Below are 13,008 nucleotides of genomic sequence, written 5' to 3'. Positions count from 1 at the left end.
GGGCCCGTACTGCCTGGATCAGACGTTGATCCCGTGCGACGCCAGGTAGGCGATCGGGTCGATGTCCGATCCGTACTCCGGGCCGGTGCGGACCTCGAAGTGGAGGTGCGGGCCGGTGGCGTTGCCGGTGGAGCCGGAGAGGCCGACCTGCTGGCCCGCGGTCACGGTCTGGCCCGCCGAGACGGAGAGCGAGGACATGTGGCCGTACTGGGAGTAGTGGCCGTCGGCGTGCTTGATGACGACCTGGTTGCCGTAGGCGCCGCCCCAGCCGGCGGTGACGACGGTGCCGGAGGTGATGGCCTTCACGCTGGTGCCGGTGGAGACGGGGAAGTCGATGCCGGTGTGGCTGCCGCTGGACCAGTTGGCGCCGGAGGCGCGGTACGCGGTGGTGTGGTTGCCCGGGACCGGGTGGACGTAGCCGGAGGCGTCGTCCTGGGAGGCGGGGGCCTCGGTCTTGGTCTCGGTCTGTGCCTCGGTCTTGGTCTCGACCTTGGGCGCGGCCTTCGTCTCGGCCTTGGGCGCGGCGGCCTTGGGCGCGGCCTTGGCGGGGGCCTCGGACGTGGTGGCGGCGGGGGCCGCCTTGGCGCCGAGGGTCAGCTTCATGCCCGGGAAGATCAGGCTCGGGTTCTCGCCGACGACCTCGCGGTTGTCCTGGTACAGCTTGTGCCAGCCGCCCTTGAGGTGGTGCTGGGCCGCGATCTTCGACAGGTAGTCGCCGGAGACGACGGAGTACGTGGTGGTGCCGGCGCTCTTCGCGGGCTTGGCCGGGGCGGTGTGCGCGGCGACCGACTTCGAGGTGGCCGGGGCGGACTGCTCCGCGGCGTGGGCACCGGTGGCGCCGAGCAGCGGAAGCGCGATGACGGCTCCGCCGGCGCTCGCGGCGACGACGCCACGGGCGATGGTGCTGGACTTGGGACGGCGGTGCTTACCCGAGTTGGGCATGAAGAATTTCCTCTCCGGCGCCTGCGAGGTGAGCTGTCGGGTTCGGGCTGGAGATGCCCGGCCGCGCCTGGCGCGACTTCACCCCTAGCCGTCCGGTCGTCCCGGTCGGCGGCTTACCTGGTTCCCCCGCTCCTGCCACACGGTGAGTGGGTGCGAATTCCGGACGGCGGCAGGATTGGGCGTTCCATCCGGATGGCATGGAACGTAAGCGAGCCGGGACGACGGAAACAAGCCACGGATTCGGCACCGGATTCCGCACCGGAATTGCGGCGCGGAATTCCGGTCACACTCCGTGGATTACGGATCTTGCCTTTCCGCGCGGCGCGGGGAGTACCCAGCCGGGGCGTCACCACACACCGTCACGGATATGATCCCGCTCACGAACGGGTGATCATCTCCCGCGCAACCAGGGCAAGTTCTACATAATCCGGCAATACGGACATGTCATGGCCATCGTCCACCCCGACGGCGGAGCGGGCGGCCGAGATGATTGCCCCAGGAACCGATGTCGTATCGTCGCGGACGTGGGCCCGTCGGCGACACGCGCCGGGGCAGAGCCTCCAGGAGTGACCGTGACGCAGCAGCTGCCGCAGACCCCGCCGACGGAGCCCGTTCTCACCGGTGTCCGCAACTTCCGCGACGTAGGCGGTCTGCCCACCGCGGACGGCCGCCGGGTGCGCCACGGCAGGCTCTACCGCAGCGGTCACCTGGCGCACGCCACGGTCGAGGACGCGGCCTTCCTCGGCGGGCTCGGCCTGCACACCGTCTTCGACTTCCGCAACGCGGCCGACCACAAGCTGGACGGCCTGGACATCGAGCTGCCGGGCGTACGGAACGTGAGCATCCCGCTCAGCGACCCGGCGGACGGCGCCGAGTTCTGGCGCATGGTGCGCGACGGCAACATCGCGGAGCTGCGCTCGATCCTGGCCGACGGCAAGGGGACCAGCCGCATGGTCGCCTCGTACCGCTCGATCATCCTGGAGCGCACCGCCGAGCACAGCCGGGTGCTGCACGCCCTGGCCGAGGACAGCGTCCCCGCCCTGATGCACTGCGCGGCCGGCAAGGACCGGGCCGGGCTCTCGATCGCGGTGACGCTGCTGGCGGTGGGCGTCGGGCGGGAGACCATCGAGGCCGACTACCTCAAGTCGAACGACGCGCACCGCCGCTACCGCATCCGGCGCAGCGACACCTCGGCGACCGGGATGTCCCCCGAGGTGCTGGAGCTGCTCAACCCGCTCTTCGGTGCCCAGCCCGACTACCTCGCCGCGGCCTTCGCCGCGATCGACGAGACCTGGGGCGGCACCGACCGCTATCTCACCGACGGGCTGAAGCTCACGCCCGCCACCCGTGAGCGGCTGCGCGAACGGCTCCTCGACGAGAGCTGAGGCGGCCCGGCCTACTGGTTGTGCATGCCGACCGCGAAGAGCAGATACAGGAACGCGGCGATGACGTGCCCGGCCACGAGGTAGGCGAAGAGCCGGATGACGAGCCCGCGCGGCATCTTCTTCTCCTGGCTGTCGGCGCCGGGGCGCGGGGCCGGAGTGAGCGGGTCGTAGTGCTCTGAATCGGACATGACTGGCCTCTCTGGCTGCCGGGGTCCGGCGGCCGATACGTCTCAGGCGCGGTGGACCCGGCCGCCGAGGCACAGGTCGGCGGCGGGGCTCTGCAGCAGGGTGTGGACGAAGAGCAGCTCGGCGCCCTCGGGTTCGGGGGCCGCGATCCGGTGCGGGGTGAGGGAGTCGAAGTGCGCGCCGTCGCCGGGCGCGAGGTCGTGCACCGTCTCGCCGAGCGTCACCCGGAGGCGGCCGGTCAGGACGTACAGCCACTCCTCGCCGGGGTGGACGCGGACCAGGTCGCCCTGGGCGCCGTACGGGACGCGGACGCGCAGCGCCTGCATGGCCCGGCCGGAGCCGCCGGCCTGCTGGTACAGCCAGCCGTCGGCGGCCGCGCCCTCGAACGGGCGGCCGCGAACGATGGCGTCCCGCTCCGGGGGCGTCTCGCCGAGGAGCTCGGAGACCGTCGTACCGTAGATCCTGGCCAGCTGGAGCAGCATCGGCAGCGAGGGCTGGCGCCGGGCCGTTTCGAGCCGGGAGAGGTGGGCGGGCGAGAGCCCGGCCCGCTGGGCCGCGGTCTCCAGGGTGAGACCACGGCCTCGGCGCAGATCGCGCAGGCGTGGCGCGACACCGGGCAGCTCATCGGCTGCCAGGTCGTCCGGAGGATTCATGCCTCCATTGGGCCAAAGACTTTCCCCTGAGGCAAATTTCTTGCCTCAGGGGCAAAAACGTCTCAGCGGTTGGCGACGGCCTGCTTCACCAGGGTCCGCCCGAAGTCCCACATCAGTCCCCCGCCGCTGTGCGCGTCGTCCATGACGGCGGTGAACGCCTCCACGAAGCGGTCGACGTCCGCGTCATCGATGACCAGCGGCGGGATCAGCTTGATCACTTCGAGGTGGTCGCCGGAGACCTGGGTCAGGATGCGGTGCTTCTGGAGCAGCGGCACGACGACCATCTGCGCGAAGAGCCCCTTGCGGGCCGCCTGGAGCATGGTCCAGCGGCTGCGCAGCTTCAGCGAGGTGGGGCGGCCGAACTCGATGCCGATCATCAGCCCGCGCCCCCGCACCTCGTGCAGCAGCTCGTAGCGCCCGACGAGCGCGGACAGCCGCTCGCGGAGCAGGTCGCCGGTGCGGCGCGCGTGCGCGACGGTCTCCTCGTCCTCCATCACCGACAGCACCGCGAGCCCCGCCGCCATGGCCTGGGCGTTGGAGCCGAAGCTCGCGGAGTGGACGAGGACCCGGTCCATCGAGGAGTAGACGCGCTTGAAGATCCAGTCCTTGCCGAGCGTCGCCCCGACCGGGACATAGCCGCCGGAGAGCGCCTTGGCGACGCAGACGAGGTCCGGTTCCACGCCTTCCTCGTGCTGGTACGCGTAGAAGTCGCCGGTCCTGCCGAGGCCGGTCTGCACCTCGTCGGCGATGAGGAGGGCCTTGTGCTTGCGCAGCAGCTCCTGGGCCTCGCGCAGATAGCCGGGCGGCGCGGCGAGCACCCCCTTGCCCTGGATCGGCTCCACCACCAGGGCGGCCACGTCGCCGCGCTTCAGCTCCCTGCTCAGCGCGGCGAGGTCGCCGAGCGGGATCGCGGTGTCGGGCAGCAGCGGGGCGAAGCCGTCCCGGAAGCCGCCCTCGCCGTTGACCGAGAGCGAGCCGGTGGTCAGCCCGTGGAAGGCGTGGTCGCAGTACAGGACCCGCGGCCGGCCGGTGGCGTACCGGGCGAACTTGAGGGCCGTCTCGACGGCCTCGGTGCCGCTGTTGCCGAAGAACACCCGGTCCAGGTGCGGGCTGTGGCTGAGCAGCTTCTCGGCGAGCAACCCGGGCAGCGGCTGGCAGTCGAACCGGGTCAGGTCGGCGAGCGAGGCGTCGAGGACGTCGTGCAGCGCCTTGCGTACGACGGGGTGGTGCCGGCCGAGCCCCATGACGCCGAATCCGGCGAGCATGTCGAGGTAGTCGTTGCCGTCCGCGTCCCAGAAGTGCGCGCCCTCGGCCCGTTCGTAGACCTTGTCGAAGCCGATGGTGTGCAGCATGCGCGGGAGCTGGTGGTTGAGGTGCTTGCTGTGCAGCTCGTAGCGCTCGGCGCCGCGCTCGGCGAGAAGCCGCGCCAGATCGAAGCCCTTGGGCTCGTCGTCCTTCATGCCCCGCTCTCCTTGTGCCCGTTGCCCGGAGCGTCCTGCCCCGTGCCGCCGGCCGCCTTCCGGGCGGCCGTGACGGCGCTGATCCGGCCGGCGATCTCGACCGGTGTGAGTCCGATGTCGGCCAGCACCTCGGACCGCTTGCCGTGCGCGAGGAACTGCTCGGGGATGCCGAAGGTGCGCAGCGGCACGTCGACGCCCGCGTCCCGGAGCGCCTGCCCGACCGCCGAACCGACGCCCCCGGCCCGGCTGTTGTCCTCGACCACCGCAATGAGCCGGTGCGCGGCGGCGAGCGGTGGCAGCGCCGCGTCGACCGGCTTGACCCAGCGGGGGTCCACCACGGTGCAGCGGATGCCGGCGCCGGACAGCAGTTCGGCGGTGCGCAGGCAGACGGAGGCCATCACGCCGACGGCGACGAGGAGCACATCGGCGTCCTCGTCGCGCCGCAGCACGTCCATCCCGCCGATCCGGCCGACCGCCCCGATGTCCTCCCCGACCGACTCCTTCGGGAACCGCACCAGGGTCGGCGCGTCGTCCACGGCGACCGCCTCGCGCAGTTCCTCGCGCAGCCGTTCCGCGTCGCGCGGGGCCGCGATCCGCAGCCCGGGCACGACCTGGAGCACGGACAGGTCCCACATGCCGTTGTGCGAGGCGCCGTCGGGCCCGGTGACCCCGGCCCGGTCCAGGACGAAGGTGACCCCGCACCGGTGCAGGGCGACGTCCATCAGGAGCTGGTCGAACGCCCGGTTGAGGAAGGTGGCGTAGACGGCGACGACCGGGTGCAGCCCGCCCGTGGCGAGCCCCGCCGCACTGACCGCCGCGTGCTGCTCCGCGATGCCCACGTCCCAGACGCGGTCCGGGAACGCCTCGGCGAACTTCGTCAGCCCTACCGGGTCCCGCATCGCGGCGGTGAGCGCGACGACGTCCGGGCGCTCCGCCCCGATCGCCGCGATCGCGTCCGCGAACACGGAGGTCCAGGAGGGGCCGGCGGCGGGCACGAGCGGGACACAGGTCAGGGGGTCCATCGCGCCGACGGCGTGGAAGCGGTCGGCCTCGTCCTGGAGGGCGGGAGCGTAACCGCGGCCCTTCTCGGTGATGCAGTGGACGAGGACCGGGCCCCGGAAGCCCTTGGCGCGGTGCAGGGCGGCCTCGACGGCGGCGGTGTCGTGTCCGTCGACCGGGCCGATGTACTTCAGCCCCAGGTCCTCGAACATGCCCTGCGGGGCGACGAAGTCCTTGAAGCCCTTCTTGGCCCCGTGCAGGGCCCCGTGCAGCGGCTGCCCGATGACGGGGGTGCGTTCCAGGAGGCCCTTGCCCCACGACAGGAAGCGTTCGTAGCCGTCGGTGGTACGCAGGGTGGCGAGGTGGCGGGCGAGACCGCCGATCGTGGGCGCGTACGAGCGCTCGTTGTCGTTGACGACGACGATCAGCGGGCGGTCCTTGGCGGCGGCGATGTTGTTCAGCGCCTCCCAGGCCATGCCGCCGGTGAGGGCCCCGTCCCCGATGACGGCGACGACGTGGCTGCCGCGTCCGCGTACCTCGTCGGCCTTGGCCAGACCGTCGGCCCAGCCGAGGACGGTGGAGGCGTGCGAGTTCTCGATGACGTCGTGCTCGGACTCCTCGCGGGACGGGTAGCCGGAGAGCCCGCCCTTGCCGCGCAGCTTGGAGAAGTCCTGGCGTCCGGTGAGCAGTTTGTGCACGTAGCTCTGGTGGCCGGTGTCCCACAGGATGCGGTCGACGGGCGAGTCGAAGACCCGGTGCAGGGCGATGGTCAGCTCCACCACCCCGAGGTTGGGGCCCAGATGGCCCCCGGTCCTGGCCACGGCCTGCACCAGGAACGTGCGGATGTCGTCGGCGAGTTCGCCGAGTTGTGACGCGTTCAGTGCCTTCAGATCGTGCGGCCCCCGGATGCTCTGCAGCAGCGTCATGCCCGGGCCCCCTCTCTGTGGTCCTGTTCCTGCTCAAGGTGATGGCCGGGCTCCGCGCGGGAGCCCGGCCGGGTGTCGAGGCTCAGCCGTTGCCGCCGACGGTTTCACGCATGGCACGCAGGGACTCCTTCAGGGAGCCCATGGTGGCGAGGACGGCGGTGGGTTCGTAGCCGCAGTGCGCCATGCAGTTGGCGCAGCGCGGGTCCTTGCCCCGGCCGTACTTGTCCCAGTCGGTGTCCTCGATGAGCTGGCGGTACGTCGGAACGTATCCGTCACTCATCAGGTAGCAGGGCCGCTGCCAGCCGAACAGGGAGTAGTTGGGGATGGCCCAGGCGGTGCACGGGAAGTCGGCCTTGCCCTCCAGGAAGTCCAGGAAGAGCGGCGAGTGGTTCAGCCGCCACCGGCTCCGGTTGCCGCCGGCGAAGGACTTCTTGAACAGCTCGCGGGTCTGCTCGACGCCCAGGAAGTGCTCCTGGTCGGGAGCCTTCTCGTACGCGTAGGCGGGCGAGATCATCATCTCGTCGACCTTGAGGTCGTCGTTGAGGTAGTTGAGCACCTCGATGATGGTCTGCGGGGTGTCGGTGTTGAAGAAGGTGGAGTTGGTGGTGACCCGGAAGCCGCGCCGCTTGGCCTCCTTGATCGCCGCCACCGCCTCGTCGAACACCCCTTCCTTGGCGACCGATTCGTCGTGCCGCTCGCGCAGCCCGTCGATGTGCACGGCGAACGCGAAGTAGGGCGAGGGCGTGAACTTCTCGATCTTCTTGCGCAGCAGCATCGCGTTGGTGCAGAGGAAGACGTACTTCCTCTTCGCCACCAGCTGGCGCACGATCTCATCGATCTGAGGGTGCATCAGCGGTTCGCCGCCGGCGATGGAGACCATCGGGGCGCCCGATTCGAGCACGGCGCCCACGGCCTGGGCCACGGGCATGCGCTGCTTGAGGACTCCGGCCGGGTGCTGGATCTTCCCGCAGCCCTCGCAGGCGAGGTTGCAGGCGTACAACGGCTCCAGCTCGACGATCAGCGGGAACTTGTCCCGCTTGCGGAGCTTTTGTTCAATGAGGTACGTCGCAACCTTGATGGACTGACGAAGCGGCATGGCCATCTAGCTCACCTCCTGGGGAGCAGCAAAGATCGGTGCCATTCATAGAAAGCCGGCAGGACGGCACGAAGAACGCGGAAAGCCGATATTCCACCGCGGAACGTGCCGATGCGGACGAGCTCATGCTCCGGAGCGTCCACGACCACCCGTACGGCGGCAACCGGGCGTGGCCCGGACCGCAGGGCGGTGCGCAGGGTGGCGGCGGACTCCATGTCCACCGCGATCGCCCCGGTGGCCCGCAGCTCGGCCCGCTCATGTCCCCGGACGACATGGTCGGACCCGGTGAGCGGGCCGGTGTGTACGGTGCGCCCCGGTACGGCCCTGGCCAGCGCTTCGGCCAGCAGCTCCGCACCGGTGCACGGGACGGGGTCCCCGGCCGCCCGGGTCTCCTCGGCCACCACCAGGTCGCCCGGGTGCATCCCGGGCGCGAGGCCGGCGCAGAACCCCGAGGCGATGACCGCGGTGTCCGGCGCCCCGCCGTCCCGTCCGAGCGCGCGCGCCACGGCGGTCTCGGCCGCCCTGGGGCCCATGCCGGTACGGAGCACGGTGACCCGGTCCGGGGCGTCCACCGCCCTCCCCCTGCCGGTGCGCAGGGCGAACTGTTCGATGCCGAGCGCGCAGGCGATCAGCAGCGGGCCGGCCGGCCCGGCCTCTGCCATCAGGCCCCCTCGCGCGTCGGCGTGCGGCCCGCGAACGGGTCGCCGTGGACGTACCGCCCGAGGGCGGTGAGCGGGAAGACCTGCCGGTAGAGGTGGTAGTTGATGGAGAAGTCCCAGGGGAACCCGGTGCCGGTGAAGTAGGGCTCGTCCCAGGAGCCGTCGGCCTGCTGGGTCTCGGTCAGCCAGGCGATGCCCCGGGTCACGGCGACGGTGTCCCGCCGCCCCGCGGCGAGCAGCGCGAGGAGGGCCCAGGCGGTCTGGGAGGCGGTGGACGCCCCCTGGCCGATCCACTTCTCCTCGCTGTAGGAGCGCAGGTCCTCGCCCCAGCCGCCGTCGTCGTTCTGGACGGACTCCAGCCACTCGACCGCGCGCCGGATCGCCGGGTGCGACGGGGGCAGCCCGGCGGCGGTCAGCGCGGGGACCACCGACCCCGTTCCGTAGACGTAGTTGACGCCCCAGCGCCCGAACCAGCCGCCGCCCGGGTCCTGTTCGGACAGCAGCCACTCGATGCCGCGCCGGGTGACGGGGTGTTCGGCGCGGCCCTCGACGGCCAGCATCTCCACCACGTGCCCGGTGACGTCGGCGGACGGCGGGTCGATGACCTCGCCGAAGTCGCAGAAGGGCAGCCGGTTGGGGAAGGGGCTGGTGTTGTCCGCGTCGAACGCGCCCCAGGCCCCGTTGCGGGACCGCATGCCGACGTTCCAGCGCACACCGCGCTCGATCGCGGCGTCCACCCGGGCCTGGTCGGGGTGGCGGACCCGGCGCAGGGCGAGGACCACCTCCGCGGTGTCGTCGATGTCGGGGTAGTTGTCGTTGTGGAACTCGAACGCCCAGCCGCCGGGCTCCAGTCCGGGCCTGCGCACCGCCCAGTCGCCCGGCCGGACGATCTCCTCGGCGAGCATCCAGTCCGCCGCCCTCACGAGCGCCGGGTGGTCGGGGGCGACCCCGGCGTCGGCGAGCGCGATGGTGGCCAGGCAAGTGTCCCAGACCGGGGACTGGCACGCCTCGATCATGCGGGTGCCGTCCTCGCGCCACACGGCGAAGCGGTCGAGCGATTCGAGGCCCGCCCGCATCACCGGGTGTTCGAGGTCGTAGCCGAGGAGGTGCAGGGCGATGACCGAGTAGACGGCGGGCGGCTGGATGCCGCCCCAGCAGCCGTCGTTCTCCTGGCGTTCGATGATCCAGCGGGCCGCGGCGTTCATCGCGACCCGGCGCAGCCGGCGCGGCGCGAACCGGTGGTAGACGTGCAGCGCCTTGTCGAGCCGCTGGAAGAGCCCGTCCCAACTCCGCGCGGGCGCCGGGCGCTTGGGCGGATTCGGGTTCGCGGGGTCGGTGTGCAGCTCGTCCAGGGCGAAGGGGGCGGGCCGGACCGGCCGCTTCGCCGACACGATGGTGAGCGGCACGATGGTCTGGCGGGCCCAGCAGCCGAAGTCGTAGATGTTGAGCGGGACCCACTTCGGGAAGAACATCAGCTCCGGGGGGAGCTCCGGCAGGTCGTCCCACTTCCACCAGCCGAAGAGGGCCAGCCAGATCCGGGTGAAGACCCGGCTCGCGGCGATGCCGCCCTGCTCCCGGACCCAGCCCGCGGCGCGGACCATGTGCGGGTCCTCGGGCCGGTCGCCCGCCAGCCTCAGCGCGACGTACGCCTCGATGGTGGTGGAGAGGTCCGCGGGGCCGCCGTGGAAGGTCGCCCACGTCCCGTCGCCGAGCTGTTCGCCGCGGATGAATCCCGCGGCCGCCCGGACCGTGGCGGGGTCCTGGATGCCGAGGAACTGACGGAGCAGCAGGTCCTCGGCGTCCATCGTGACGTTGGTGGCGAGGTCCCCCTTCCACCAGCCCTGCTCGTCCTGCCTGCCGAGGAGGTGCTCCACCGAGCGCTCCGCGGCCCGCCGCGCGGCGGCGAGTACACCGTCCCCGGCGATGGTTGATTCGGTTGTCGTTCTCCTGGCCGAGGCTGCGCGGGGGTCAACGGCCCCGGTGCTTCCGTCGGTCGTCGCTGTCATGGCTTCCCCTTCGTGCAGGTGGTCCTCTGCTGTGCTGGGGTCTCCGTCGGCCGGCGCCCGTGGGGGCGCCGGCCGGCGACTGCGAGTCATATGGACCAGATAGTGATCATCTCTTTCGTACGACGACGAAGTCCGCGAGCGCGGTGAGCTGCGCCCGCACGGGTTCCGGCATGTCGACACCGTGCAGCACCTCTATGGCGACCGCATGCTGACGACGCGCCTCCTGGGCGGTCCACTCGCGGCCGCCCGCCTCCTCGATGAGCGCCGCACGGGCGGCGAACTCCTCCTCGGAGAAGCTGTCGAAGTCGCTGCTCTTGGCGTCGGCGGCGAGCAGCTCGCCCAGGCGCTCGGAGGCCGGTCCGCCCGCGGCGAGCGCGGCGACGACCGGCAGGGACTTCTTGCGCTGGCGCAGATCGCTCCAGGTCTGCTTGCCGGTGGACTCGGGGTCGCCCCAGATGCCGAGCAGGTCGTCGACCGCCTGGAAGGCGAGCCCGAGGTGGTGGCCGTACGCCTCCAGGACGTCGGCCGTGCGGTCGTCGGCGCCGCCGAGCACCGCGCCGATGGAGCAGGCGCAGGCGAGGAGGGCGCCGGTCTTGTTGCCCTCCATCTCCAGACACTCCTCGACCGTGACGCGCTCGCGGTGCTCGTACGAGATGTCCTGGGCCTGTCCGTCGATGAGCTTGCGGCTCGCCGTGGTCAGCCGCCGGGCCGCCCGGCCCGCCTCCGCCGTGCCGAGCTCCAGCAGGACCTCGTTGGCCAGGGCGAACAGGGCGTCGCCGACCAGGATGGCCTGGGCGGGGCCGTGCACCTTCCATACGGTGTCGCGGTGGCGCCGCTGCTCGTCGCCGTCCATCAGGTCGTCGTGCAGCAGCGAGAAGTTGTGCACGAGTTCGACCGCGACGGCGCCGGGAATGCCGGCCTCGGCCGCGGCGCCGGCCGCCTCGGCGGACAGCAGGGCCAGGGCCGGGCGGACGGCCTTGCCGCCGTCGCCGTCGGCGGGCCTGCCCTGGGCGTCGATCCAGCCGAAGTGATAGGCGGCCACGGTGTCCATGGGCGGTGCGAGCCGGTCGACGGCGGCCCGGAGCACCGGCGTGGAAAGGGCCCGTCCGCGCTCCAGAAGCGCGGTGACGTCCGTGGTGTCCGCCACGGTGTCGGAAGCCGGATTCGCCGGGGTCACTGACTCTCCTCTTGTTCCGGTGGTACTGCTCATGCCGCCTCCTGCAGCGGATGTTCATGGGGGCGGCCGAGCGCCAGGAGCGCGGCGTCCGCGGCACCCGCGCCACTGCGGACCGCGCCCTCCATCGTGGCGGGCCAGCCGGTGGCGGTCCAGGCACCTGCCAGGAAGAGTCCCGGGGCGCGGGTGAGCGTCCCGGGGCGCAGCCGGCCGACGCCGGGTGCGGGCGCGAAGGTCGCGGTGCGCTCGCGGGTGACGAAGAAGTCCCGGATGCCGGCGCCCCGGGCGGCGGGCAGCAGCCGTTCCAGCTCCGGCAGGTAGCGGGCGCGCAGCTCGGCGACGGGCAGTTCGATCTCCTCGTCGGCCGCGGACTGGGAGACCGCGAGGTACTGCCCGGGTCCGGTGAGGCCGGAGGCCTCGGTGCGGTCGAAGACCCACTGGACCGGGGAGCCGAGCGCGGCGAAGAAGGGCCGCTTGAGCACCTTGCGGTCGTAGACGACGTGCACGTTGAGGATCGGTGATGTACCGATCTCCAGGAGCTTGTCCGGTGCGTCGAGCGCGCCCTCGGGCAGCAGGTCGTGGGTCTCGCGCTGCGGCACGGCCAGGACGACGGTCTCCGCCTCGATCCGTTCGGCGCCGGTGTCCACCACCCAGTGCCCGTCCTCGGTGCGGGCGAGGCCGTGGGCCTTGGTGCGCAGTTCGGTGCGGACCCCGGCCGAGTCGAGGGCCTTGCGGCTCATCGTGTCGTGGATGTCCCCGAGGGGTACGGCGGCCCAGCCGATGTCGGCGGCGCCCGCGTCGGAGAGCAGCCCGGTCTTGAAGACCTTCGCGGCGAGCCCGAGCGAGGCGTTGGGGGCGGTGGCGTTGAGGGTGGCGACGCCGACGAGGTCCCACAGCGCCTCGATGGTGCGCGGCGACTGGCCGTGCCGGGCGAGCCAGCTGCCGAAGTCCTCGGCGTCGAGGGCCGGGTCGTCCGGGTCGAGCCGGCCGAGGGCGAGCGCGGCGCGGGCGACACCGGCGCGTTCGGCGAGCGAGAGGTGCGGGTATCCGGCGAGCCCGGCGGCGAGGTGCAGCGGGACCGGGAGCGCGTTGCGGCGCAGCCGTCCGAGGCGGGGGCCCGCGGGCCGCCCGACGTCCAGAACGGGCACGTCCAAACGGTTTTGCAGGGGTGCCAGGCGGGCGCCGTCGACCCGGTCGAGGAACCAGCGGTAGGCGGTGCAGCAGCGCAGGTAGACGTGCTGGCCGTTGTCGACCGTCAGCTCGCCCCGGCGGAACGAGAAGGCGAGGCCGCCGAGCCGGGGCCGCCCTTCGAGCAGGGTCACGTCAAGCCCGGCGTCGGCCAGGCGGAGCGCCGCCGTGACACCGGCGAGCCCGCCGCCGATCACGACCGCGCGGGACGGACGCGTCGCGTCGTCGTTCATGCGTCCCCCTCTCGCCGGCTGCTCGCCCATCGGCCCTGCTCGGATCGGTCCTGCCCAGACAGGGACGCGGCGGCCCGGGCGGGGGTTGCCCGCCGTCCGCC

General features: G+C 72.1%; 11 protein-coding genes and 1 riboswitch. Of the genes, 1 reads left to right on the top strand and 10 read right to left on the bottom strand.

What is annotated here, in order from left to right:
* Nucleotides 1-18: 18 nt before the first annotated feature.
* The gene (locus OHS17_RS29595) at nt 19-942 is read right to left on the bottom strand and encodes a M23 family metallopeptidase (protein ID WP_330314621.1); all 924 of its coding nucleotides are present in this window, start codon (nt 940-942) and stop codon (nt 19-21) included.
* Nucleotides 943-945: 3 nt separating this feature from the next.
* A riboswitch (cyclic di-AMP (ydaO/yuaA leader) is annotated at nt 946-1,105 on the bottom strand.
* A 409-nt stretch (nt 1,106-1,514) separates the two neighbouring features.
* Here OHS17_RS29595 and OHS17_RS29590 point away from each other — a divergent pair.
* Nucleotides 1,515-2,327, top strand: a complete 813-nt coding sequence (locus OHS17_RS29590; RefSeq protein WP_330314620.1) for a tyrosine-protein phosphatase — start codon at nt 1,515-1,517, stop codon at nt 2,325-2,327.
* A gap of 11 nt (nt 2,328-2,338) precedes the next feature.
* Here the strand turns inward: OHS17_RS29590 and OHS17_RS29585 are convergent, their stop codons facing one another.
* From OHS17_RS29585 to hpnE, 9 genes are all read right to left on the bottom strand, one after another.
* Nucleotides 2,339-2,515, bottom strand: a complete 177-nt coding sequence (locus tag OHS17_RS29585) for a DUF6126 family protein (protein WP_018100137.1) — start codon at nt 2,513-2,515, stop codon at nt 2,339-2,341.
* A gap of 42 nt (nt 2,516-2,557) precedes the next feature.
* Nucleotides 2,558-3,166, bottom strand: a complete 609-nt coding sequence (locus tag OHS17_RS29580) for a helix-turn-helix domain-containing protein (RefSeq protein ID WP_330314619.1) — start codon at nt 3,164-3,166, stop codon at nt 2,558-2,560.
* A gap of 62 nt (nt 3,167-3,228) precedes the next feature.
* Nucleotides 3,229-4,626 (bottom strand): aspartate aminotransferase family protein, encoded by a 1,398-nt coding sequence (locus OHS17_RS29575; protein ID WP_018100139.1) that lies wholly within the window; start codon nt 4,624-4,626, stop codon nt 3,229-3,231.
* Nucleotides 4,623-6,551 carry a 1-deoxy-D-xylulose-5-phosphate synthase gene (dxs, locus tag OHS17_RS29570; protein WP_330314618.1) on the bottom strand — a complete coding sequence of 643 codons (1,929 nt, stop codon included), beginning with the start codon at nt 6,549-6,551 and terminating at the stop codon, nt 4,623-4,625. The genes OHS17_RS29575 and dxs overlap by 4 nt, the downstream gene beginning before the upstream one ends.
* Nucleotides 6,552-6,633: 82 nt before the next feature.
* Nucleotides 6,634-7,653 (bottom strand): adenosyl-hopene transferase HpnH, encoded by a 1,020-nt coding sequence (gene hpnH, locus OHS17_RS29565; protein ID WP_330314617.1) that lies wholly within the window; start codon nt 7,651-7,653, stop codon nt 6,634-6,636.
* Nucleotides 7,654-7,658: 5 nt separating this feature from the next.
* Nucleotides 7,659-8,309, bottom strand: coding sequence for a phosphorylase family protein (locus tag OHS17_RS29560; RefSeq protein WP_330314616.1), 651 nt, complete (start codon nt 8,307-8,309; stop codon nt 7,659-7,661).
* Nucleotides 8,309-10,312 carry a squalene--hopene cyclase gene (gene shc, locus OHS17_RS29555; protein WP_330314615.1) on the bottom strand — a complete coding sequence of 668 codons (2,004 nt, stop codon included), beginning with the start codon at nt 10,310-10,312 and terminating at the stop codon, nt 8,309-8,311. The genes OHS17_RS29560 and shc overlap by 1 nt, the downstream gene beginning before the upstream one ends.
* A 106-nt stretch (nt 10,313-10,418) precedes the next feature.
* The gene (locus OHS17_RS29550; protein ID WP_330314614.1) at nt 10,419-11,522 is read right to left on the bottom strand and encodes a polyprenyl synthetase family protein; all 1,104 of its coding nucleotides are present in this window, start codon (nt 11,520-11,522) and stop codon (nt 10,419-10,421) included.
* Nucleotides 11,519-12,907, bottom strand: a complete 1,389-nt coding sequence (hpnE, locus tag OHS17_RS29545) for a hydroxysqualene dehydroxylase HpnE (RefSeq protein ID WP_330314613.1) — start codon at nt 12,905-12,907, stop codon at nt 11,519-11,521. Before hpnE ends, OHS17_RS29550 begins: the two co-directional genes overlap by 4 nt.
* Between the last annotated feature and the right edge of the window lie 101 nt (nt 12,908-13,008).

Source organism: Streptomyces sp. NBC_00523 (genome assembly GCF_036346615.1).
Lineage (GTDB): Bacteria > Actinomycetota > Actinomycetes > Streptomycetales > Streptomycetaceae > Streptomyces.
Note: the sequence above shows the minus strand (reverse complement) of the source record. Positions and strands in the feature narration are given on the sequence as shown.